The organism is Parvimonas parva (genome assembly GCF_045866535.1).
Taxonomy (GTDB): Bacteria; Bacillota; Clostridia; order Tissierellales; family Peptoniphilaceae; genus Parvimonas; species Parvimonas parva.
Genome location: NZ_AP038371.1, coordinates 1,423,048 through 1,447,534, shown reverse-complemented (window position 1 = coordinate 1,447,534; position 24,487 = coordinate 1,423,048). Strand labels below are relative to the sequence as shown.

Annotated in this window: 23 protein-coding genes and 1 pseudogene; 11 read left to right on the top strand and 13 right to left on the bottom strand. The window is 27.5% G+C overall.

Annotated elements, in window-relative coordinates; genetic code table 11:
• Window positions 1-672: 672 nt before the first annotated feature.
• Both ACKTSI_RS07160 and ACKTSI_RS07155 read right to left on the bottom strand, forming a co-directional pair.
• Window positions 673-1,314, bottom strand: a complete 642-nt coding sequence (locus ACKTSI_RS07160) for a hypothetical protein (protein ID WP_311525770.1) — start codon at window positions 1,312-1,314, stop codon at window positions 673-675.
• A gap of 922 nt (window positions 1,315-2,236) precedes the next feature.
• Window positions 2,237-3,218: pseudogene (locus ACKTSI_RS07155) on the bottom strand (DDE-type integrase/transposase/recombinase).
• Window positions 3,219-3,428: 210 nt separating this feature from the next.
• Between ACKTSI_RS07155 and rpmH the strand changes: the two are divergent.
• The 7 genes from rpmH (at window position 3,429) to ACKTSI_RS07120 (ending at window position 8,590) form a co-directional block, all read left to right on the top strand.
• The gene (rpmH, locus tag ACKTSI_RS07150; protein ID WP_068473295.1) at window positions 3,429-3,563 is read left to right on the top strand and encodes a 50S ribosomal protein L34; all 135 of its coding nucleotides are present in this window, start codon (window positions 3,429-3,431) and stop codon (window positions 3,561-3,563) included.
• A 67-nt stretch (window positions 3,564-3,630) separates the two neighbouring features.
• Entirely contained in the window at window positions 3,631-3,972 is a 342-nt protein-coding gene (gene rnpA, locus ACKTSI_RS07145; protein ID WP_068473299.1) for a ribonuclease P protein component, read from the top strand.
• A gap of 8 nt (window positions 3,973-3,980) precedes the next feature.
• Window positions 3,981-4,181 carry a membrane protein insertion efficiency factor YidD gene (gene yidD / locus ACKTSI_RS07140; protein ID WP_068473624.1) on the top strand — a complete coding sequence of 67 codons (201 nt, stop codon included), beginning with the start codon at window positions 3,981-3,983 and terminating at the stop codon, window positions 4,179-4,181.
• A 9-nt stretch (window positions 4,182-4,190) separates the two neighbouring features.
• Window positions 4,191-4,889: a YidC/Oxa1 family membrane protein insertase gene (locus ACKTSI_RS07135; RefSeq protein ID WP_407862814.1), complete on the top strand. Its 699-nt coding sequence runs from the start codon at window positions 4,191-4,193 to the stop codon at window positions 4,887-4,889.
• A 16-nt stretch (window positions 4,890-4,905) separates the two neighbouring features.
• Complete coding sequence (gene jag / locus ACKTSI_RS07130; RefSeq protein WP_407862813.1) at window positions 4,906-5,583, top strand: RNA-binding cell elongation regulator Jag/EloR; 678 nt, start codon at window positions 4,906-4,908, stop codon at window positions 5,581-5,583.
• An 85-nt stretch (window positions 5,584-5,668) separates the two neighbouring features.
• The gene (gene mnmE / locus ACKTSI_RS07125) at window positions 5,669-7,039 is read left to right on the top strand and encodes a tRNA uridine-5-carboxymethylaminomethyl(34) synthesis GTPase MnmE (protein ID WP_407862812.1); all 1,371 of its coding nucleotides are present in this window, start codon (window positions 5,669-5,671) and stop codon (window positions 7,037-7,039) included.
• 306 nt (window positions 7,040-7,345) lie between these two features.
• Entirely contained in the window at window positions 7,346-8,590 is a 1,245-nt protein-coding gene (locus tag ACKTSI_RS07120) for an MFS transporter (protein ID WP_407862811.1), read from the top strand.
• A gap of 51 nt (window positions 8,591-8,641) precedes the next feature.
• Here the strand turns inward: ACKTSI_RS07120 and fni are convergent, their stop codons facing one another.
• From fni to ACKTSI_RS07105, 3 genes are read right to left on the bottom strand one after another with little or no spacing between them, the layout of a single operon-like run.
• Window positions 8,642-9,658, bottom strand: a complete 1,017-nt coding sequence (fni, locus tag ACKTSI_RS07115; protein WP_407862810.1) for a type 2 isopentenyl-diphosphate Delta-isomerase — start codon at window positions 9,656-9,658, stop codon at window positions 8,642-8,644.
• Window positions 9,659-9,669: 11 nt separating this feature from the next.
• Window positions 9,670-10,659 carry an LCP family protein gene (locus ACKTSI_RS07110; RefSeq protein ID WP_201274877.1) on the bottom strand — a complete coding sequence of 330 codons (990 nt, stop codon included), beginning with the start codon at window positions 10,657-10,659 and terminating at the stop codon, window positions 9,670-9,672.
• A gap of 12 nt (window positions 10,660-10,671) precedes the next feature.
• Complete coding sequence (locus tag ACKTSI_RS07105; RefSeq protein WP_407862809.1) at window positions 10,672-11,214, bottom strand: isochorismatase family protein; 543 nt, start codon at window positions 11,212-11,214, stop codon at window positions 10,672-10,674.
• 291 nt (window positions 11,215-11,505) lie between these two features.
• Between ACKTSI_RS07105 and ACKTSI_RS07100 the strand changes: the two genes are divergently transcribed.
• The 4 genes from ACKTSI_RS07100 to ACKTSI_RS07085 all read left to right on the top strand — a co-directional run bounded on the left by ACKTSI_RS07100 (window position 11,506) and on the right by ACKTSI_RS07085 (window position 15,475).
• Window positions 11,506-13,257 (top strand): NTP transferase domain-containing protein, encoded by a 1,752-nt coding sequence (locus tag ACKTSI_RS07100; protein WP_407862808.1) that lies wholly within the window; start codon window positions 11,506-11,508, stop codon window positions 13,255-13,257.
• Window position 13,258: 1 nt separating this feature from the next.
• A complete protein-coding gene (locus ACKTSI_RS07095; protein WP_407862807.1) occupies window positions 13,259-14,785 on the top strand; it encodes a BCCT family transporter in 1,527 nt (508 codons plus the stop codon).
• A gap of 180 nt (window positions 14,786-14,965) precedes the next feature.
• Window positions 14,966-15,247 carry a BrnT family toxin gene (locus ACKTSI_RS07090; RefSeq protein WP_407862806.1) on the top strand — a complete coding sequence of 94 codons (282 nt, stop codon included), beginning with the start codon at window positions 14,966-14,968 and terminating at the stop codon, window positions 15,245-15,247.
• Between the two features lie 12 nt (window positions 15,248-15,259).
• Entirely contained in the window at window positions 15,260-15,475 is a 216-nt protein-coding gene (locus ACKTSI_RS07085) for a BrnA antitoxin family protein (RefSeq protein WP_057257280.1), read from the top strand.
• Between the two features lie 70 nt (window positions 15,476-15,545).
• On the opposite strand, the gene ACKTSI_RS07080 is transcribed toward ACKTSI_RS07085, so the two are convergent.
• The 8 genes from ACKTSI_RS07080 to ACKTSI_RS07045 all read right to left on the bottom strand — a co-directional run bounded on the left by ACKTSI_RS07080 (window position 15,546) and on the right by ACKTSI_RS07045 (window position 24,341).
• Window positions 15,546-17,624 (bottom strand): MBL fold metallo-hydrolase, encoded by a 2,079-nt coding sequence (locus ACKTSI_RS07080; RefSeq protein WP_407862805.1) that lies wholly within the window; start codon window positions 17,622-17,624, stop codon window positions 15,546-15,548.
• Window positions 17,625-17,758: 134 nt separating this feature from the next.
• Window positions 17,759-19,756, bottom strand: coding sequence for an ABC transporter permease (locus ACKTSI_RS07075; protein WP_407862804.1), 1,998 nt, complete (start codon window positions 19,754-19,756; stop codon window positions 17,759-17,761).
• Window positions 19,746-20,510, bottom strand: a complete 765-nt coding sequence (locus tag ACKTSI_RS07070; RefSeq protein ID WP_407862803.1) for an ABC transporter ATP-binding protein — start codon at window positions 20,508-20,510, stop codon at window positions 19,746-19,748. The genes ACKTSI_RS07075 and ACKTSI_RS07070 overlap by 11 nt, the downstream gene beginning before the upstream one ends.
• A 165-nt stretch (window positions 20,511-20,675) precedes the next feature.
• Window positions 20,676-21,326: an MmcQ/YjbR family DNA-binding protein gene (locus ACKTSI_RS07065; RefSeq protein ID WP_407862802.1), complete on the bottom strand. Its 651-nt coding sequence runs from the start codon at window positions 21,324-21,326 to the stop codon at window positions 20,676-20,678.
• A 520-nt stretch (window positions 21,327-21,846) separates the two neighbouring features.
• On the bottom strand, window positions 21,847-22,125 hold the full coding sequence (locus ACKTSI_RS07060) for a GIY-YIG nuclease family protein (protein WP_201274885.1): 279 nt from the start codon (window positions 22,123-22,125) through the stop codon (window positions 21,847-21,849).
• A gap of 9 nt (window positions 22,126-22,134) precedes the next feature.
• Window positions 22,135-22,740, bottom strand: a complete 606-nt coding sequence (locus tag ACKTSI_RS07055) for a hypothetical protein (RefSeq protein WP_201274886.1) — start codon at window positions 22,738-22,740, stop codon at window positions 22,135-22,137.
• Between the two features lie 17 nt (window positions 22,741-22,757).
• The gene (locus tag ACKTSI_RS07050; RefSeq protein WP_201274887.1) at window positions 22,758-23,660 is read right to left on the bottom strand and encodes a sensor histidine kinase; all 903 of its coding nucleotides are present in this window, start codon (window positions 23,658-23,660) and stop codon (window positions 22,758-22,760) included.
• A gap of 3 nt (window positions 23,661-23,663) precedes the next feature.
• The gene (locus ACKTSI_RS07045) at window positions 23,664-24,341 is read right to left on the bottom strand and encodes a response regulator transcription factor (protein ID WP_068473343.1); all 678 of its coding nucleotides are present in this window, start codon (window positions 24,339-24,341) and stop codon (window positions 23,664-23,666) included.
• Window positions 24,342-24,487: the final 146 nt, after the last annotated feature.

Below are 24,487 nucleotides of genomic sequence, written 5' to 3'. Positions count from 1 at the left end.
TTATTTAAAGATTTTTAAAAGTTATCCACAAACATTTAAAAGTTATCCTGTTTATAAAAAAATGCTTAAAAATACAAATTTTAAAAAAATTTTTCAAAATTTATTAAAAAATAATAAACAATTTATCCACATTTTTATTCCACTTATCCACATATTACGATTTTGTAAAAAATAAAATCAAAAAAAATTAAAGCCCAAACGAACTTAAATTTCAAAAAAATTTTAAATATTTAAAGATTTTTATACAATTAAATTATACCAAAAATCTAAAAAAAACTCAAATTAATTACATTTAATGTGCAAATTATTGTAAATATATAAACAAAAATATTACGTTAAAAATTTTTTTGCATAAAAAATCCACTCACATTTTGCAAGTGGATTAAAAAATATTTATTATGAAATTTCACAGTCCAAAATAATACCAATGTATTTATCTGAAAATTTTATTTTTTAAATATATTTTCATAAAAAATATAAAGTATTAATAAAAAATTAAAAATACATATTAATATAATATTTATAGTTATAAATATTAAATATTTTTTATTACTTTTTTTTAATGTTTCATCCCTTATCAACTCAATAAAAGAATTAAAATTTATAAAAGTTAAAATAATAAACAGACTTCCTCCAACGTATTTTATTAGACTATATATTGAATTATACATTTTATTTTAAAATAAGTCCTCCCGTTATTATACTGTGTCCTGAAGTTTTCCAAGTTAATTTTACATACTTTATAGTAACTTCACGCTTCTTTGTATCTAAGGCTTTATATAACAAATCTCTTCCGTCCTTTAGCCATCTAGTCATGACACGTTTTTCGCTAATTCCAAGTAATTTTGGAGGTAATGTGGCAAGAATATAGATAATTGAAACTTTAGCTCCAAATGTTTTTTTTAGTATACTTAAGATAGAAGAACTTGCACCTTGTATAAGCGAAGAGATTAAAAATTTGCACTCTGTTTCTGTTATAGCATCTACATGTGCATCATATAAAGCTTGTTGAATATTATACATATATAATAATTCTTTCCAAGTAAAAGTAGTTGTCTCTATAGATTCAGATGGTATACCAATATGATCATCAAACATATATTGGTCATTTGAAAGAATTCTGTTAACAGCATCAATATCAATATTAGAAAATTCAACATCTGATGGGTCTACACCTAATTTTTTTGCTATATTTTCATCAATAGTAGTTTTGCTTTCTTTAGCAAAAGATGTAGATTTATTTATAGAAGTCAAAATTGGAGTAGTTCCCAAAGACAGTACTAATAATAAACAAAGTTTCCTTTTGATGTTCATAAAAATCCTCCTAAAATTTTAGTACAACATTTGTTGTAATCATAATTTTTATTTTTCAAATATTTTTGTCAAAACTGATTTTTTAAAAATATCAATTGCAGTTAAATTATAAAAGATTGAATTTAAATAATAAAACTACAGGCGTCTCCGTTTTTGTACCTTTGAAAATTTGTAAACATAGTAACCTCCAATATTATACACTTTATAAAATTATTGTATTATATTTGCACCTTTATTATAACATATTTAAAATTAACTGTAAATACTTATATTTTTTTGTAAAATATGATATACTAATAAGGTAAAGAAAACCCAATTACAAGACATAATGGCATAATATACAAATTTTAATCAACAATATTAATATATATTGATATTATCATATAAAAATTCTTATGTTTTATAAAAAGAATAGTTAAATATCTATTTTTTAGCAAAATTGATACAGTAAAACTTTTTATTTTAACTAAATTTAATATGCAAAGTAGAAATATTTTTAAAATTAATCAAAAAATTACCTTAAAAATATTTTTTTCCACAAAAAAATCCACTTGCAAAAAGCAAATGGATTGATTTTTTTTTATTGCATTATATGTAAACTATAAAATACAGTCAAAAATATAAATAGTAAAAAGAGTATTCTTATTAATTTTCTAAATGCATAATTATTTTTCATTTTTTTATCTCCTAAAAACTTTGTAAATATAATCTTTTATTTTCAATAAATTCCAATATCACTTTAAATTAATGATATCATCTTTTTTGTTAAATGTAAATACTTGTATTCTGAATTAAAAATTTTGCTTTGAATCTGTATAAAAATTTGTAATTTTTTTGTATTTTTACTTGATGTACATTTGTAAATGATGTGAGACCAAAAATTATAAAAAAACATAACCTGTATGTTAGAATTAAAGGAGAATTAATTCTCCTTTAATTCTAATAATTCTTTACGTTTTTCAATAGGTGAAAGCCAATTTAAAGTTTGCATAGGTAATCTATTAGATTTATAGAGATATTTTTTCATTTGTACAACCAAATCTTCATAAGAATAAAAAGATAAATTACTGTAAAATCTTTCATTGTCATTTCTATGACTTCTTTCAACCTTGCCATTGTGTCTAGGTGTTCTAGGTCTGATTAATTGATGTTTAATACCCAATTCATTACATAGTTTGTCAAAAGGATGAACTCTTTTAGTATCTTTAAAATGTGTAAATTCAAAGCCATTATCTGTTTGAATAATTTCAGGAGTATAACCAAAGTGTTTAATAGCCATTTTAACAAAAGTAACAGTACTATAAGAAGATTGTTCCTTAAAAGGATAAATAAACCTTTCACGAGTTGCCTCATCAATAATTGTATATTGGTAGAATTTGTCAGGATATTTACCAACATAACAAGAATTAGGAACATATTTAACATCAAGTTGCATTTTAACACCAATTTTAGTAGGAGTATGATAAGGTTTAGGAACATAGGGTTTGGAAGGTTGTTTAATATCTTTAAAAAAAGCCAAGTTTTCTAAGGAATCTAAAAAGGGAGCAAGGGTGTCTAGTATAACCTTTATTTAGTTTAAGTTTAGCATAAAGTTCAATCAAAGAAATATTAGGATTTCTTCTAATGAGATTTTTAATCCAATAAATTTCAGTATCAGTATGAGAATTAGGGTGTTTAGATAAAGGTCTATGAGATTTATCCCTAAGGGAGTCAATAGAGCCATCAAATCTTTTATTCCAACGCATAAGGGAGGCTTTAGATATTTTATATCTTCTACAAACAAAGCTAACAGAATTACCATTTCTGTAAGTTTTAACAGCATGGTATCTTGTTTGAAGTAAATGAGGGATATAACGTTGGTTGTGTTTTATATTTTCTTGATTTTGTGATATAATATTATTCATAAAAGAGAGTTCCTTTCTAGTTATTTTTTTTGTTATTTTAATTATACAGGATATTCTCTTTTTTTGTACCCTTGGTCTCACATCAATTGTATCATAACAGTAATTTTTTTGTATTTTTACTTGACAATTACACTCTAAATAGATTATAATTTATGGTAGTGTTTTATTAAATAACCTAAAGGTGATTATAACAAGGAGGTGTCATCTATAATGAAAAGAACTTATCAACCAAATAGAAGAAAAAGAAGTAAAATTCACGGTTTTAGAAAAAGAATGAGTACAAAAGCAGGTAGAACTGTATTAAAGAGAAGAAGACTTAAAAATAGAAAAGTTTTATCAGCATAGGCCAACATTAGTGTGGCCTTTTTCTAAACTTCACATTTGTGCTTTTTAATGTATAGAAAGATGATGTATGAAAAAGGAAATTAGATTAAGAAAAAATAGAGAATTTCAAACAGTTTATAGACGTGGTAAGAATTTTTGGAATAAGGAATTCACTATTTTTATTAGACCAACAAATAAAAAAAGAGCTAGGTTTGGGGTTTCCATTACTAAAAAGTTTGGAAAGGCAAACAAGCGTAATTTGATTAAGAGAAGAATAAAAGAGATTATTAGACTTAATGTGTGCGATTTAGGTTTAGGTTATGAAATGGTAATTTTACCGAAAAAAAACACTTTAGAGATTGATTACATTGAACTTGAGAAGTCTTTATTAAGACTTATAAATTGTGCTTTGAAGAAGGTTTTAAATTGAGAAGATTAATGATTTTACTTATAAAGTTTTATAGAAAATATATTTCAGGACTTTTGGGTTTTGGTAAGTGTAAATTTACTCCAACTTGTTCGGAATATGCGATTTTAGCATATCAAAAATATAATTTTTTCAAGGCGACTTTTTTAGTTATATGGAGAATTTTAAGATGTAATCCTTTTGGAAAAGGTGGGTATGATCCACTAAAATAGGAGGAATTAATGGCGTTTTTAAGAAATTTAATGGGGTCATTATTGAAATTTATTTATGAAGGGGTAGCGTCAATTTTACCTACTGAACCGGCTAGTATTTCATATTTAGCTATTAGTATTATTATAATTTCAATAATTTTTAAGGTTGTACTTTTCCCTGTATTTTTAAGTACTATAAAAAATCAAAAGATTCAAGCAAAATTTGCTAAAGAACAACAAAAGATAAGAGAAAAATATAAACATGACCAACAAGCTATGAATATGAAGCTTATGGAGTTCAATAAGGAGCATGGAATTAAACAATTAGGTGGTTGCCTACCTATGGTTTTCAACTTGATTCTAGTTTTAGCTATGTTCTCAGTAATGAGAGAACCTTTGTTATATATCTTTGGGAATGCAAATGCTGATGTTATGAAAAATTTCTTTTGGATAAAGGATTTATCTGCACCGGACCCACTTTTATATGGACTTCCTTTGATAAATGCTGTTACTCAATATATTTATCTTGATTTGAGCAATAGGGACCAACAAGATAACCCTGCTGCAAAATCTATGGATACTATGAAATACATATTTCCTTTGATAATATTTATTTCAGCTAGAAGTTTCTCAGCAGGTCTTGCTCTTTACTGGGCATGTACAAATGTTGTTGAAATTCTATTAAGATTAGCTTTAACTGCTTATGAAAACAGAAAAGAAAGTAATTAGTAGAAAGGGGCAAATGATGAGCGTTAAAAAATCAGCAAAAACTATTGATGAAGCTGTAAAACTTGCGTTAGATGAATTAAATGTTGACATTTCTTGTGTTGATGTTAATGTAATTGAAAAACCAAAGAGCGGTTTTCTTGGCTTTGGCTCAAGAGATGCTTTAGTTGAAGTTACATTAAAAGATGAAAAAATAGAAATGTCTAAAGAAACTTGTTGTAAAGAAGAAAACAATATAGATAAAAATGAAGATATAGAAAAAATAGAAGTTTTCTTAAAAGATTTAATTTCAAAAATGGGAACAGATTGCGAATTAATCTTTAGTGAAGATGAAGAAGCAATCAGTATAGATATTGAAAAATCTGAAGATTTCAAGATGTTAATCGGAAAATCAGGAGAAACTTTAGAAAGTATCCAATACATTTTAAATATTTTTGCCAGAAGAAATACTTCTTTAGAAAAAAGAGTTTATTTAGATGTAAATGGATATAAGAAAAGAAAAGAAGAATCTATAAGAGAAATGGCTATGACTTTTGCTAAAAAAGCTATTAAGTATAGAAAAGTTATGAGACTTAGACCTATGAATGCTTACGAAAGAAGAATTGTTCATGCAACTTTACACAATATGAAAGGTGTATTTACAGTTAGCGAAGGTGATGAACCTTATAGAAAGGTTGTAATAAAACCTAAATTTTAATATGCAACAAAAAAGAACGTTTAGGCGTTCTTTTGCTTTATTGTGAAACAATATTCCCGGGCACCCACCCGTTGAAGGAGAAAATATGGAAAATACTATTGTTGCTATTGCAACTGCTACCGGAGAGGCCGGTATTGGCATTGTAAGATTAAGTGGAGAAAATTCAATAGATATTGTAAAAAAGATTTTTATTCCTTTTGATAAAAAAGAAATAGATAAAAACTCCAACAGAATGATGAAATACGGACATATCTACGACCAAGAAGAACTTGTTGATGAAGTTATGACTTGTTTTATGTTTGCACCTCATACATACACTAGAGAAAATGTTGTTGAAATTTTCACTCATGGAGGGATTGTCTGTCTTAAAAGAGTTTTAAATCTATGTCTTGAAAATGGAGCGGTATTGGCTGAAAAGGGAGAATTTACAAAAAGAGCTTTTTTAAATGGTCGTCTCGATCTTTCTCAAGCTGAAGGTGTTATCGACTTAATAAAGGCAAAGACTGAATTTTCTCATAAGAGCGCTATCAATCAATTAGAGGGACATTTAAGTAAGAAAATTAAAGAATTTAGAGAAAAACTTCTTGATATTTTGAGTTTTGTAGAGTATTCTATAAATTTCACAGAAGATATGCAAGAGGAATTGCCACTTGATAATGTAATTTTAAAAACTGAAAACTTAATAAGCGATATGGAAAGTCTGCTTGGAGAGTCAAACAAGGGAAAAATCTTAAAAGAGGGGATAAATGTTTCAATAATCGGAAAGCCGAATGTTGGAAAGTCCTCCCTACTTAACAGAATCCTAAGACAAGAAAGAGCAATTGTAACAGATATTGCAGGAACTACAAGAGATTTAATTAAAGAGGATATTGAACTTGCCGGAATCAAATTAAATATAAATGATACTGCAGGTATCAGAGAAACTGCAGATGTAGTTGAGAAAATCGGTGTGCAAAAGTCAATTGAAGCGAGCGAAAATTCAGATTTGAATTTAGTTTTGTTCGACATTTCAAGAGAATTGGATGAAGAAGATGAAAAAATAATCGAACTTGCAAATCTGAATAAGTCAATTGGAATTTTAAATAAGGTTGATTTGGATAAAAATTTGAATGTAGAAAAATTAAAAGAAAAAATTAATTTTGAGCTTATAGAAATCTCTGCACTTAAAAATGAGGGCATTTCAAAACTTGAAAAATCAATCATAGATATGTTTTTCGATGGAAAAATAGAAATAAAAGATAAGGCATTAATCACAAATGTTAGACATGAAAACAGCCTTAAAACTTCATTGGAATTTTTAAAATCATTCTATGGAGATATTAAAAATATGGTACCAATCGACTGTTGCGAAGTTGATTTAAGACGTTCCTACGAATTGCTTGGAGAAATAATCGGAGAAAATATTTCAGAGAATATATTGGACAATATATTTTCAAATTTCTGTATTGGAAAATAAAGACGGTGCACCGTCTTTTTTTATGGGAAATTATTTATGTATCTGTGATACATTCACTTATGCTTGTGTGCAAGCATAAGTGTGAGATTTCCGCAGTCGATTGTACTCAAATCAAAGATTTGAACAATCTTTGCGTCAGACATACTATTGCTTGTGAACAAGCAATAGTATGTCCTGTAAAGGACTTAAATAATAATTACAATCCCCCAAACTAATCACCAACAAAAAAATTCTCAAAAAACTATTGACATATTATATTATATGTTTTATAATATAATCAAAATAAAGTGTTAAGAGGTAAAAGTTATGGATATTGTAAAAGAATCAAGAAAACAGATGATAAAATTAATTATGACAACTATAACGGGAAATTTTGGTAGTTCTATTTTGTCATTTATTATTGGACTTTTGATTTTAAAAAAGACTGAGTCTGCTTTAAATTTTGGTATTTCTCAAGTTATAGGACCTTTGGTTGCTCTTGTTTTAGTTCCTTTTGTTGGAGCTGTTGTAGATAAGTATAATAAGAAGATTGTAATTGTAATTGCTCAGCTTTTTAGTATTGTAAGTTTGCTTTTATATGCTTTAAGTTTAAATTCTAATGCCGAAACTAATTTAATTAATACCTATATGTTATTAATTTGTTTAAAAGTTGCAGATCAATTTTTAAATAATGCTTTTGCATCTTCTGTAAAAAAAGTTGTATGTGAAGAGTATATTCAAAAGGTAAAATCCTTTCAACAGATAGCATCTTCAGGAGTTTATATTATTTCTCCGGTTTTAGCAGTTTTTTTACTTACAAAATTAGAGTTAATCTATTTTGTGCTTTTGGAAGCGGTTATTGAGTTTATAACTATTTTAATTGTACTTTTTATTAATTTTAATCTTATTAAGACTGAAGTAACAGAGAATTATGAAGAAAAGAAAGTTTTAAAGATGTTCGTCGAAGGTATCAAATATATAAGAAACAAAGAAGTTTTAGTTTTTATTATCTTCTTTGCGATGTTTATAAATTTCATTTTTGCGTCTGTTTCGGTTGGACTGCCCTATGTTTTGATTAATGAGATTAAGATTTCTGATTATCTTTACGGTATTGTAAATGCGACATTTCCAGTAGCAATGATAGTTTCATCTATAATTTTGTCAATGATGAAAGATATAGAAAGTCCTTTGGAGTTTTCTTTTAAATGGATACGTGGAACTGCTGGAGTTTTATTATTTTTAGGAATTGCCCTTTTATTTAAACTTAGCACTTTTTCATATTTTATAGTATTTGTGATATTTGCATTTGGAGTTAATTTTGTTGGAAATTTTGTAAATACTCCGATGTTTGTATGGTTTACAAAGGCTGTTCCACATGAATATCAGGGTAGAGTTTTTAGTATTATTGAAACGGGTTGTCAGCTTTTAAATCCACTTTGGATATTATTCTATTCTATTTTATTTGATAATTTCAAAAGCTCATATATATTCATTTTTTCAGGATTAGTTTTATTGGTATTTGTATTTGTACCATATATTTTAAAAGTAGATTTAAAGACAAAGAGTTTTTAAGGTCTCCCTTTCTTAGTATAAAAAAATGAGAGTTATCAAAACTCTCATTTTTTAATATTCACATATATCTTTTAATTTTCCAAATGTTTTATATTCAACTTTTTTTAATTCTTCGATATTTTTTACTCCAAGTAGTAACATAATCATCTTTGTTTGATAGATTAAAGATTTTAAGTAATCTTCTGCGAATTTGTATCCTCCATGGATTAAATATCTTAATATTTCTCCTGCAATGGCAACCATATCGCTACCAAGCACGATTGCTTTTACAATATCCTCTCCGGTTTTTATTCCACCCGAGCCGATTAATGTAAAATCATCAGAAATTTTTCTGCAATCTATGATACATTTTGCAGTTGGTATTCCCCAACTGTAAATATTTGTAAAGTCCAAGTCTGTTCTTCTTAAATCTTCGATTTCAATAAAATTTGTTCCACCAAAACCGCTTACATCAATGTATTTTACTCCAACGCTAAGTAGTTTTTCACAAGTTTTCTTTGAAATGCCACAGCCCGTTTCTTTTACAATTACCGGTACATCAATATTTTTTACAATATTTTCAATATTTTCTAAAATACCGAAAAAATTTCTATCTCCTTCAAACTGAACGATCTCTTGAGCGGGATTTAGGTGAAGAGAAATTGCATCAGCATTAATCATTTCAATGCTTTTTTTGACATCATCAAAACTTGATAATGCAGAAAGATTTGAAATTAAAATATTTTTCTTGTCCAGTACATCATTTACCACCGTAAAGGTTTCAACAAGCTCCTCATCTTTTAGAGCTACCTTTTGGCTACCTACTTCAAATGCAAGATTGAAATTTTTACAAAGTCTTGAAAGATCCTCATTCACATCAAAAGAAGTTTCATCGCCCCCTGTCATTGCATTTACAAGAAGTGGAAAAGATAGTTTTTTTCCTAAAAATTCAATCGAAGTGTCGATTTCATCGAAGTTTAAGTCTGTTAATGCAAAGTGTTCGATATACACATTTTCAAACAAAGTATTCGATTTAAAATTACTCTTTAAAAAATTTTCTATATGTTCTTTTTTTCTTTCGTTTTCCATATCTAACCTAATTAATTGTTATTGTTGTTATTATTAGTATTGTTGTTTGTATTTTTGTTTTTATTAGTATTTATTTGTGAGCCGTTATTTTGATTAATTAAATAATCACCAAACATTTCTTTAACAATTGTATTTAATTTTGAACGGTTTGGAATAAAATAACTTATGTTATTTATATAAGCAGGTTCACCCGGAACAATTTGTGTATTCATCTTATCTACATTTAAATTACCTGCTTTTAAAGCTGATTTTGCTATTGTAGAGAAAGGAATATTTGTATTTACAGTTTTCTTTACAACATCTAAAATTTCCGGAATTTTCGCAAGATTTTTAGGTTTAGTCAATTCTTTTACAAGAGCTTTTATGATTAATTGTTGAGATTTAACACGACCCATATCTCCTTCAGCATATCCTGCTCTAAATCTTGCAAATTGTAGAGCTTGCTTTCCGTTTAAAACTTGTTTACCCGGTTTTAAATGAACATTATCTTCTGCTACGTCAACTTGAACGGGAACATCTACTTCAATACCGCCAAGTACATCTACAATATCTTTAACTGAGAAGAAATTAACTCTTACATAGTAGTCAATATCCAAGTTTAAGAAATCTCTTGTAGTTTTCATAGCAAGTTTAAGACCGCCAAAGTGATGAGCGTGGTTAATTTTGTCTAACTGTCCTCTAACCATAACTCTTGAATCACGAGGGATGGATAAAATATCTACCTTTCCCGTTTCAAAATTAACTTTTGCTAAAATCATCGTATCTGTTCTATTTTGCTCAGTAGTAGCACCACTAAAGTCATCGCTATCAAGTCCAAGAACTAAAAATAAAAGTTCATTATCAACAACTTGCTCAATAATGTTGCCTTCGCCTAAATCATGGCCTAAAAATTCTACCTTTGAAGTAACTTCCATAACATCTAAAACTTTATTAGCTACCCAAAATATTCCTGCAAATAAAGCTAAAGATATTACAAAAGTTATTATAAATTTCTTTTTCATATAACGCTCTCCCTATTTTATTAATTTACTAATTACCTTAAAACTACTATGCTCTGACGTTTTTATCAAATCAAAAAGGATAGTTTCAACATTAGTAACACTTGCACCCAATTCTTTAATTAAATCCAAGCCGTTTTTAAAATTTTCTTCACTTCTTGAGCCGACAGTTTCAAAAGGAACAAAAACTTCAAAATGCTCTTTTAAATCTCTAACTGTTTGATATACACAAATATGAGTTTCTACACCCGTAACGATTATAGAAGTTTTTCCGTTTTCTTTAAGTTTCAAAAGCTCATCTTCAATAATCGGATAAGCAGAGAAACAATTTTTAGAAAAATATTTTGCATTTGCATCTAACAAAGAGGATTTAATTTCTGTAACAGTTTCTCCAATCCCCTTAGGATATTGTTCGGTATAAATTATCGGGATGTTAAGCTCTTTACAAGCCTTAATCAAAATATCTGTGTATTTTATTATTCTTTCATTATTTTTTATTACCGGCATTAGCCTTTCTTGAATGTCCAACACCAATAAAATCATATTTTCTATTTTCATAAAATTCTCCATTCTAAATTTAAATATAAACCGTTGGTAACTATTTTATCATTTTATAGATATTTTTTCAACAGAAATGGGAAATTTTTTCATATTTTGTGAAAATGTTGGTAAAATTCTATTAAAAAAAGCTACTATTTTAATTAAGATATTGTAAATATTTGTTATTAGAATTTTAAAGCAAAAAAATTTTATAATTTTTTAAATTTATTATTCAATTTTAGATAAAATTTGTTGACTTTTAGTAATATTTAATATATAATGTTCATAAAGTAATATTAAGAGGTGTTTATGAACAGAATTGATTTAGATATACTAAAGCATATTTATAAAAATAAATATACTAATCAAAGAGAATTGTCAAAGTTAACAGGATATTCTCTAGGAGCTGTAAATAAGGCTATAAAAAATTTATTGGAAAATGAATATATTGATGAAAATATCAATTTGACAAATATTTCAAAAAAATTAATAAAAGATAACAGTCCAAAAAGTGCCATTATTTTGTCCGCAGGTTTCGGTATGAGAATGGTACCTATAAATTTAGAAATGCCAAAGGCTCTGCTTGAAGTTAATGGAGAGGTTTTAATAGAGAGAACTATAAGGCAATTAAAGGAAAAAGGAATAAATAAGATATTTGTTGTTGTAGGTTTTTTAAAGGAAAAATTTGAGTATTTAATAGATAAATTTGGTGTTGAACTTATTATTAATCCGGAGTATGCTACTAAAAATAATTTATTTTCATTAAATTTGGTTTTGGAAAATTTAGATAATTCATATATAATTCCTTGTGATATTTTGTGTAAGGAAAATCCATTTAATGAAGTTGAAACATATTCTTGGTATATGGTTACAGATGAGCTTGATGAAAATAGTACTGTAAAGGTAAATAAGAAAAACAATCTTGTTTCTGCAAGTGAAACGGAAAATGGAAATAAAATGATTGGGATTTCTTATCTTTGTGGAAAAGAGGCTGATTTTGTAAAGAAAAGAGTATCTGATTTAGTTAAATTTAATAAAAATAGAAATTTATTTTGGGAAAGTGCATTGATTAAGGATAATAAATTTTTAATTTATCCAAAACTTGTTAGTTCAAAAAAATATTTTGAAATAAATACTTACGAACAGCTAAGAGAAATTGACAGCGGTTCTAATAATTTGCAAACAGATGCGATAAATATAATATGTGATTGTTTAAATATTGGAATTGAAGATATTAAGGAAATTAAAGTTTTAAAAAAAGGAATGACAAATCGTTCATTTATTTTTACTGTTAAAGGTGAAAAATATATTATGAGAATTCCGGGAGAGGGAACTTCAGAACTTATAGATAGAAAGCAAGAGGCCCAAGTGTATTCTGTTATAAAAGATAAAGGAATTTGTGATGATTTAGTTTATATCAATCCCGAAAATGGCTATAAAATTACAAAGTTTATTGAAAATTCAAGGCCTTGTGATGATAAAAATAATGATGATTTAAAAAAATGTATGGAAAAAATAAAGCTATTGCATTCTTTGAATTTAAAAGTAAATCACGAATTTGATATTTTTGAAAAAATAAATTTTTATGAATCTTTATGGAAAAATAAAAAATCTATTTATTCTGATTACAAGGATACAAAGGAAAAAATTTTTTCTTTAAAAGATTTTATAGAAAAAAATGTAAAAACTAAATGTCTAGCTCATATTGATGCAAATTGTGATAACTTTTTGTTTTCAACAGACTCATCACTTCGTTTAATCGACTGGGAATATGCCTCTATGCAAGATCCGGATATAGATATTGCAATGTTTTGCATATACTCTCTTTACGATAAAAAACAGATTGATAATTTGATTGATATATACTTTGAAGGATCTGTTCTCAAAAATACTAAAATAAAAATTTATGCATATATTGCTTGTTGCGGATTACTTTGGAGTAATTGGTGTGAGTATAAGTTAGATTTTGGTGTCGAGTTTGGAGAGTATTCTCTTAAACAATACAGATATGCCAAAGATTATTATAAGATTGTAAAAGAATTATTAGGAGAGGATTTTTAATATGAAAAATAATTTAAAGAATCAAATAGACTGGATAGCTACGATTGTTCCATTGGTAGGAGTTGTAATAGTAAGTATATTATTTTTATTTCAATCTGAAAGTTCTACTTTTGTTTTGGAAAGTATAAGAACATTTTTAGGTGATGATTTTGGAATTTACTATGCAATTTTAGGTGTTGGAATACTTCTTTGCAGTTTGTATATTGCTTTTTCAAAATATGGAGAAATAAAACTTGGAAAAAAAGACGATAAGATAGAATTTTCATCTTTTACTTGGGGAGTTATGATTTTTACATCCACAATGGCAGCAGATATTCTATTTTATTCATTATGTGAATGGGCTTTATATTCAAATGAAGCACATATTAAAAATATGGGTGGAATTCAAAAATGGGCATCTACCTATCCCCTATTTCATTGGGGTCCAATAGCTTGGAGTTTTTACATAATCCTTGCAGTGGCTTTTGGTTTTATGTTACATGTTAGAGGAAGAGAAAAACAAAAATTCTCAGAAGGTTGTAGAGCAATTTTGGGAAATAGGGTTGACGGAATTGTTGGTAAGATTATAGATTTGATAGCAGTTTTTGCACTTATAGCAGGAACGGCGACTACTTTTTCACTTGCAACACCTTTATTATCTTCATCAATAGCAAAAGTTTTTCACATTCAAAACAGTACCATTTTAACCGTTTTAATTTTGCTTTTGATTGCCTTTGTATATACTTTTGCAGTTTTATTTGGAATGAAAGGAATCTCAACACTTGCAAATTTCTGTTCATATTTTTTCTTTGCACTACTATTTTACTTTTTGTTTTTAGGAGGAGAAACAAGATATATTCTAGAGACGGGTTTTAGTGCAGTTGGAAACTTGTTACAAAATTTTATCGGATTATCAACTTGGATGGACCCACTTAGAGAAAATTCATTTCCACAAAATTGGACAATTTATTATTGGGCTTATTGGATGGTTTGGTGTGTTGCAACTCCGTTTTTCATTGGGAAAATTTCAAAAGGAAGAACTATTAAACAGACAATTCTAGGTGGATATTCCTGGGGAATTTTAGGAACCTTTACGTCATTTATAATTCTTGGAAATTATGGAATGAGTGTCCAATTAAAAAAAGGAATTGATATATCAGGATTTATATCAAACGGAGGAAGTCATTCAGATGCTATCCTTAAAATTTTTGACACATTACCTTTTACCGAAATAGGACTTTTGTTGTTGGTTATAACTATGATAGCTTTTTATTCAACAACATTTGATGCATTAACAATGGTAATAGCATCATATTCATATAAAAAATTGCCAATAAACGAAGAACCTCATAGATTGGTAAAAGTATTTTGGTCAATAGTATTTATATTATTTCCAATTTCATTGATATTTATGGAAAAATCTATGTATAGTTTACAATCCATTGCTATTATTTCAGCATTTCCGATAGGAATAATAGTTTTATTAATAGTTTTTAGCTTTTTTAAAGATGCTAAGAATTACTTAAACGAGAACAAAAAATTCCAGTAAAAAAACATCAAAATTTTGTGGTTAAGAGTAGATTTAAGGTAGATAAATTTAAATTTTGAAAGAATAATTTCTTAAATATTTCCATATAAGATTGAAATCTATATGGATAAATGATTTAATTTGTAAATATATTATAATTATGATATAATTATAATACAATTATTGAAAGTTGGTGATTTAATGATTTTTGAATGGGATGAAACAAAAAATCAAATAAATAAAAATAAACATGGAATATCTTTTGAACAAGTACAATCAGTATTTGAAGATGATTTGGCCATTCTTTTTGATGACCCGGATCACTCACTTGACGAAGAAAGATTTTTAATAATTGGAATGAGTAATGAAAAAGGTGTTTGTATTGTTAGCCATTGTTATCGTGGAGCAGATGAAAAAATTAGAATAATTTCTGCAAGGAAAGCAACTAAAACAGAACAAGAAATTTACAAAAATGGAATTTAAGGAGTTGAGAGTATGAGAAAAGAATATGATATTAGAAAATTAAATCCTAGAAAAAATCCTTATTCAAAATTAATTAAAAAGCAAGTAACAATAAAACTTGATGAAGATACTATCATATATTTCAAAAATCAAGCTGAAAGTACAGGTATTCCATATCAAACCTTGATTAATTTATATTTAAGAGATTGTGTTAAAAATAAACGTAATTTAGAATGTTCTTGGATTTAAAAAACAAAAAATTTTTAAAGATGCTAAGAATTACTTAAACGAGAACAAAAAAAGGGGATAGCCCCCTTTTTTATTTTATCCATCTTCCGTTTTTATCAACTTTGTAACCGTCAGGAGTAGTAGTATTAGTTAGCATATAGCCACCCTTACCTAGATAGTAATATCCAATCCATTCATTCTCAGCCATAGCACCACTATCTTTAAGATAGAACCAATCATTTCCTAATAGTTTCCAACCTGTTACCATATAGCCTCCGGAATTGAAATAATACCAACTTCCACTAATATACTTCCATTCTTCTTTTAAATAACTTCCATCAGAGTATTCATACCACCAAATACCATTATATGATTTCCAAGCTCCTGTAATCCATCTTCCGTTTTTATCAACTTTATAACCGTCAGGAGTAGTAGTATTAGTTAGCATATAGCCACCCTTACCTAGATAGTAATATCCAATCCATTCATTCTCAGCCATAGCACCACTATCTTTAAGATAGAACCAATCATTTCCTAATAGTTTCCAACCTGTTACCATATATCCTCCGGAATTGAAATAATACCAACTTCCACTAATATACTTCCATTCTTCTTTTAAATAACTTCCATCAGAGTATTCATACCACCAAATACCATTATATGATTTCCAAGCTCCTGTAATCCATCTTCCGTTTTTATCAACTTTATAACCGTCAGGAGTAGTAGTATTAGTTAGCATATAGCCACCCTTACCTAAGTAATAGTAACCAATCCATTCATTCTCAGCCATAGCACCACTATCTTTAAGATAGAACCAATCATTTCCTAATAGTTTCCAACCTGTTTCCATATATCCTACGGAATTGAAATAATACCAACTTCCACTAATATACTTCCATTCTTCTTTTAAATAACTTCCATCAGAGTATTCATACCACCAACCTGTATCGTTCTTTTTCCACGTTGCTTGTCTTTCTTCTATCCACTTTCCGTTTTTATCAACTTTATAACCGTCAGGTGTAGTAGTATTAGTTAACATTTTTCCATCTTTACCTAAGTAATAGTAACCAATCCATTCATTAATAGCAACTAAACCATTTCTTATATAATACCAATTATCTTTAGAGAATTCCCAACCGTTTGTGTATTCACCTTTCCAATTTTTGAATTTTAATTTATTTCCGTCTTTATAAACACCATACTTTACTTTTGTTATATCGTTAATTCCGTTTCTAGTAATTTCAAAAGTTAAAGCTGTAACATCATTTCTTCCGGCATTTAAAACTTTAATTCCTTTAGCGTCTAAAAATTTAAGATAATTATCATCTACATTATAATTGGAAGTTTTAAGCATATATTTTGGATTTAATGTATTTATAAAGTTTTTTGAATTTGATTTAATTGTGTCTACATGATGATTAAATTTCATAAAATCTACTTTTCCGATTAATGGAGCATATTTATCTTCTAAACCATAAACATTATTTTGTAAATCTCCTCCAAAAAATAATCTTTTACCATTAACTTCTACTATAGAAAGAATGGAATTAAAATTATCATCATAAACTTTTTTTAAATTTTTATCTTCTTTTGGAAGATTAGGCTCATATTCATTTTCATAATTGAGCATAGAAATTTTCATATTTCCTAGATTAATTACAGAATCTTCTTTTGAAATATCTTGTATAACTTTAACATAATTTTCCTTTGCTGATTGTAAGGCTTTATCATATCCATATAAATTATCCCACAACCTAGCCTTATCAGTTATTCTTGAATCAGAATATCTTTTCAAATAAAGTTTTTCAGTAGGAATTTTTTTCATTACCTTATGACAAGCACCTATATGGTCGCTATGTGAATGTGTTACGATAATGAAATCAAATTTAGTAATGCCTAGCTCATTTATTTTATCAAATAATCTATCTTCAGTTATGTCATTAGGATTAGTAGTGATTCCTTTTCTAAAAGGATATTTTGGATTTGAACCGTCAGGATATTCATAATCCTCTCCGGTATCAATCATCGCAAAATGACCATCACTTTCTAAAATAATAGCATCTGAGCTAAGTGAAACAGTTATAACATGAATTCTATCTTGAGCAAAAATACTTTTTGGCAATATCATTAAACTAATAAAACATATAGTAAATAAAAAGAATTTTTTCAAAACAATCCCCCCGTATTAAAAATAAATTTCAAAAGCATTTTATCACAAATAAATTTATATTTCAAGTAAGCAAAAAAATCACTGGGAGTAACAGTGATTTTTGATTGTTTAAATAAATATATCCACATCGAGTATTATTTTACAATTTTGTAATAAATTCTTGAGGTTATTGTGTATATTATAAAGTATAAAACTGTAAAGGCTAATACGACTACTCCGAAGTTCATTGCAAATAGTTTTGAATTGTTTAATCCAAGTCCTCTTAGCATATTGTAAAGAATTGGAAATGCAAATGCTGAATGTGTCATTGCAACGATGAGTGGTAAGAAGAATATCCAAAGTATTTGTGTTTTAAGGCTATTTTTAATCATCTTGTCCGGAAGTCCTACATTTTTCATTATTTGGTAATTTTGTCTGTCCTCAAAGCCTTCTGAGATTTGTTTGTAGTAAGTTATTAAAATAGTTCCTGTTATGAAGATTAGAGAAATTATTGCTCCTAAGAATAAAAATCCTCCATTTATTTCATACATAATCTTTTTATTTATTTCTTTTGATGAAAAGCGTATTCTCATACCATCTTTTTTGTCTGTATCACGATAGTTAAAAAAATTGTTTTGTAATCTTTCAAAAAATTCACCTTTATCTTTTACATTTTCGGTATCAAAAGAGAATCTTAGGTAATAAAAATATCCAGCTCCTTTTTCATACGCTTTTTCCATTTTGGCAAAAGTTTCATCGTCTTTTACTATAATTTTAATTGAATCGGCAGCTATGTGTTTTGGAGTTTCATCAGGGATTTTTACTAATTTGTAGTTTTGACCTGCTAATTCTAAATTATCATGTTTGTAAAGACTTTTTAAATTTGATGAGTATAAAACTTCGTCATCTTTTAGAGTGTAATTTGTATTGTTTTTTTCGTTGTACTCATCTAGTATTTCAACGAATAAATATTGAGCTGTGGCTCTTTTTTTGCCTAGTGGAACAAGTTTTCCATTTTCATTTAAAACGGGTTGTAGGGAAATATGTTTGTAAATTTTCAAATCTTTAATTTTTTCGTCATTTTTTAGAATTGTATTTAGAAATTCAGTAACTTCTCTTTTTTTTCTATTTCCTATTTCAATCCAATCTTTATCTCTATCATCGTCAATTAAAAATTCTACAAAAAAATCTTGAGGGTCGATTGACTTTGCAACTTCTTTTATGCCTGAGTTTATAGTCAAAGTTGAGGATAATGTAACGATGATTGAAGTTGCAAGGAGTGCAATACTTGCAAGCGAAACTGCATTTGACTTCATTCTGTATAACATTCCTGAAATTGAAAGGAAATTTTTTGCTTTGTAATATAAATTTCTATTTCTCTTTAACAGTTTTAAAATTAAAATACTAAAAGCTATAAATAGAAGATATGTCCCGAATATTACAAGAATAACTGCAGGAAAAAATTTGTAAAAGCTTTCCAATCTTCCTTCTGAAGTTATTGAAATATAATATCCGTAGCACAAGATGATAAAGCCTAAAGTTCCAAGGATAAATTTGCTTTTTGGCTCTCCCTCCGCCTTTTTTTGACTTGAAAGCAATTCTATAGGAGTTGATTTTCCGATTTTAAATATTGTCAATAAATATATAAAAATGAATGTAATTCCCAAAAAAGCGAACGTTAAAATAGCTGAAGGGGTTGAAAAGCCATAATCTATTACTTTTGCAGTTATATTTTTTGTTACTCTGTTGAGTATAACAAAGGATAATTTTCCTAAGACGAAACCACCAATTACTGAAAAAATACTAATTACAAAAAAGTTTAATATATATTCGATAAATACAATTTTTGCAATATGTTTTTTCTCTAAACCTAAAATTCCGTAGAGGGCAAACTCTTTATTTCTCCTCTTAGTTAAAAATCCATTTGCATATAAGATGAATATAAAAGTAAAAATTCCGGCTAAAATATTTCCAAATCTTATAAGCATAAGAATGTATTCAAAATTTTCTTCAACATATTTATTTTGTCCAAGAGATGACATTATGAAAAATAACGCACTCATAATACTACTTGCAATTAAAAATGGAGTTAATAATAAAGAATTAGCTCTCATATTTTTAAAAGCAAATTTAAAAGCCATTTTATTGTTCATAATCGTTCACCCCGTTTAACATAATTTGAGATTGATTTATTTTTTCTAAGAAAGTTAAATTATCATCGTCGCCTTTGTAAATTTCGTGATAAACTCTACCGTCTTTTATAAAAATTACCCTTTTAGCAAAAGAGGCACATTTCACAGAGTGAGTAACCATTAAAACAGTTTGACCATTTTTATTTATATCGCAGAAAGTTTTCATAACCACATCGGCAGATTTTGAATCTAAAGCTCCAGTTGGCTCGTCAGCAAGCAACAAGTCCGGTTTAGTTATGATTGCCCTTGCGATAGCAACTCTTTGCTTTTGACCACCCGAAACTTGATAAGGAAATTTATCCAAAAATTCACTTATCTTTAAAATAGGAGCAATCTCTCCGACTCTTTCGTTCAATTCTCTAGGCTTAACACCTGACAGCACAAGAGGAAGATAGATATTATCTCTGTTTGAAAAAGAGTCTAACAAGTTAAAATCTTGAAAGACAAAACCCAGCTTTTCACGTCTAAAACTTGCGATTTGTGAATTGTTAAGAGAGCTGATATTCTTTCCTCCGATTAAAACAGTACCCTCTGTTGCCTTATCCAAAGTTGCGATTATATTTAAAAGAGTTGTTTTACCACTTCCGGACTCTCCCATAACAGCTATAAATTCTCCCTCCTCAACGGAAAAGTTTACATCTTTAAGAGCTTCAGTTTTAACACGACCCATTCCTCCATAAATCTTTTTTAAATTTTTAACATCTAATATATTCATAATTACCTCCAAAAAATATTATTTTCGTTTACAATAATATTTTAGCAAAAATTTTTACGCCTAACCTTTATCTAACATTACAAAAATAAAAATAACCTTACAATTTTGTAAGGTTATTGAAATGTTGGGGATAAAAACAGTTCTAACGACAAGGTTAGTATTAGACTATTTTTCAACTAAGTTAAAACTCTCGTCGATTAAGCTCTTGACTAAATTTAAATCCGTATCTGAATCCAAAACAATTGAAATCCAGTATTTTTTATTCATATGGTAGGCAGGGAAAAAATGCTTTTTATCAATTAGACTTTTTATAACTTCCGGATTAAGTTTTACATTCAAAACATCAATCTTTCCACTTTTATCAAGTCCCAAAGTCTTATAAGGAAGGTACATAAAAATTCCATACCATTTTTTACTATTTGAAGTCTTTATCGTCGCATGATTATTATCTTCCCAAGGCTCTTCAGGAATTGTTCCGTATTTTTCCTTTACATAGTTTAGTAATATTTTTCTATAATCCAAAGATGTAAAACAGCTTTTTACAATATCCTCAATAAGTTCATTAACTTTTTTTCTAATTTGTGAAACGAATTTACCCTTGCTGTCTAAAACATTGAATAAAATATATTCTTCATTAAAAGGTAATTCAATAACATTTACCTCAAAAGAGTCCTTGCCTATTTTAACAATCACATTAAAATTTTCTACATCAATATCTGATTGTAAAATATAATAATCTCCAACCTTTGAAAAACCATATGCAATTGCAAGTTTAGAATTAAAAATATTTTTATCGAATATTTCATTGTAAAACATAAAAATCTCCTAATTAGTAAATAAACTTCAAAAATTTTTTAAAATTGCATAGAAAACAAAAAATTCACGTCAAAGTTCTTTGCAAATAAATTCTCCCAACACGTCATTTCGACCGAAACGGAACATAGTGAAGTGAAGTGGAGAAATCTCAACTATTGCTTGTTTGCAATCAATAGTATTTATAAAAGAAATAAAAATTAAAATTTCTAAATGTATCTATGATACATTTACTTTTGCTAAAGCAAAAGTATGAGATTTCTCCACTCCGTTACACTCCGGTCGAAATGACGTATAAGGAGAAAACTTCGTTTAATATCTAGACGTTAAAAGTAAAGAAGTCTCAAATATTATTTAAAAGTTGCATTGAAAATTAAATATTTCACGTCATAGCACTTTGTAAAGAAATTTTCCTGACCACGTCATCTCGACCGAAATGAGTGAAACGAATGAAGCGGAGAGATCTCATTACAATTATTTGTTTACAAATAATTGTAAGTCCTGTAAAGGATTCGTATAAGAATCACCAATCTTCTGATAAATCTCTTAATTTAGGATTTACAGATTTAATCAAGACAAATTTTTTATCTCTATTCCACTTCTTCAACTGTTTTTCTCGAGCGATTGCATCTAAAGCATATTCTGTAGTTTCATAAAAAAGTAATACATTCAAATTATATTTTTTAGAAAAGCCATCAATTAATTTGTTTTTATGTTCATATAATCTTCTTTCAATATTTCTTGTGACACCAATATACAAAACATTTCTAAAATTATTAGAAATTATATATACATAAAACATAAAATTCTCCTAATCTATATTAAAATAGCTATCACAAAAATCAATCCACAATTTTTTATAATCACTATGAGATACAAGTTTTAAATCTTTTATTGTAAAAATATTTTTGTTTTTTGCTTGAGAAACAAAGTAGGCAGTATCCTTGTCAAAATCTGTTTCTATTGCATAAACATTTTTAAAATTTTTTAGCATAGCCATAAAAAGCCTTGTATGTCCGTCAACACATACATATTCGTCATTGTAATTCACGACTTGAATTACAATATCTTCCGACTTTTTTATAAAATTTTCAAGTGCATTGACTTTGTCTTTATCTACATAAAATTGAGATGGCTGAATTGTATTTATTTTCAATTTTAAAATATTTTCTTTTTCAAAGGAACAAATTTTTTTGTTTTCTTCATCAAAAAAATTAGTTATATGAGGTGAATAGTACCTAAATTCTTCAATAATTTTTTCAAAAAAATTACTATTTTTACCTCTAACAATAGCGCTATCATTTGAAATAATTTCTACCTCATAAGGCTTTTCATCAACTAAAAAAGCACCTCTCTGATTTAAAACAATTTGTGAGAATAATTCGTTTGTATAGTTATCAATCCTTTTGATTTTCATTTGTTTAAAATTTCCTCCTAATCCATATTGAAATAGACTTTTACAGTCGTTCCTTCGCCTATTTTTGATTCTAATAGTATTTTCTGTCCAAGTTTTTCCAAGATTTGTTTTACTAAAAACAGACCTATTCCGGTTGATTTTTGGTTTTGTCGTCCGTTAAAGCCTGAATATCCTTTGTCAAAAATTTTTGGAAGGTCGGATTCTTTTATCCCGATTCCGTTGTCCTTTATTTCAAGGTAATTTTCGTCTTTGTTAAAAGTTATTGAAACAACTCCGTTTTTACTGTATTTTATTGCGTTTGATATAAGTTGCTCGATTACCACCATACACCATTTGCTGTCTGTAATTACTCTTGTATTCAGCTTTTTGTATTCCAGCTTTATATTGTTTGAAATGAAAAGAATCGCATATTTTTTGATTAACGGACTTATTATATCGTCTAAATTTACAAAAGAAATATCCATATCCGTATTGTGATTCATCATTTTTAGATAGCTTAAAGCCATATTTGTATAATCCTCAATGTAGATTAATTCTTTTTTTACATTTTTAGCATTTTCGTTTTCTACGTCGCTATCACAAATGAGTTTCCCTGCAGTTATCGGAGTCTTTATCTGATGAATCCAGATTAAAAAATATTCCTGTAATTCTTTTTCTTTTGCTAAAAATTCATTTCTAAGGCTTAAATTTTTCTTTTCCAAATATTTTATTTGCTGTTTTAAATTTTCTTCTCGATTGTGTAAAAATACCATAAATATTAAGTAGATGAAATAGAAGAAAACAATAATGTCAAAGGCTAAAAAATAGCCTTGCAGGTCTATATTTAAAAGTAAAAAAACAATCAAAAAAATAGATAATATTAGGATTGTAGCAACAGTTACGGGTAAAACTTTTACAAAATATTTTTTCAATTTATCCATTTTTTACTCCTTAAAATTTAGATAATATCCACTTCCTTTTTTAGTTTGGATAAAATCTTTCAACTCAATATCAAAAAACTTCTTTCTAAGTCTTGTTATATTAACCGCCAAAGTGTTGTCGTCTATATAATCATCTCCATGCCAACATTTTTCCATAATGGACTCCCTCGATGCGATAGAGCCTTTGGCTTTAAAAAGAGTTTCCAAGATTAATTTTTCTGTATTTGTCAATGAAATTTCTTTTTCTTTAAATTTTATTTTGTTTTTGTCAAGATATAGATAAACTTCGCCAAAGTTTAAAAAATCAATGTCTTTTGTGAAGTCGTAACTTCTTCTAAGAATCGCCTTAATCTTTGCCAAAGTAACATTCAAGTCGATAGGTTTTGTGATATAGTCGTCAGCGCCGAATTGAATACCCATAACAATGTCGATATTCTCGCTCTTTGAAGAAATGAAAATAATCGGAACATTGGAAAGCTTACGAATTTCTTCGCACCAAAAATAGCCATTATTGTATGGCAACATAATGTCCATTAAAACTAAATGTGGCTGGCAGTCCAAAAATTCTTCAACTATTTTATTAAAATTTGAAATACCACAAACTTCATAATTCCAAAGCAAAAGTTCCCTTTTTAGCATTTCAAAAATATTCTCATCATCTTCAACAATTAAAATCTTCACAAAATCACTCCTTTGTAATATTATATCATATTTCCTCTTTAGATAATTTTTTAATGGTAAATATGATGAAATAAATATATTTTTGTAAAAAACACAAAACTACATTTATTATATCATATTTTCGTTTTAGATAATCTTTAAATAGT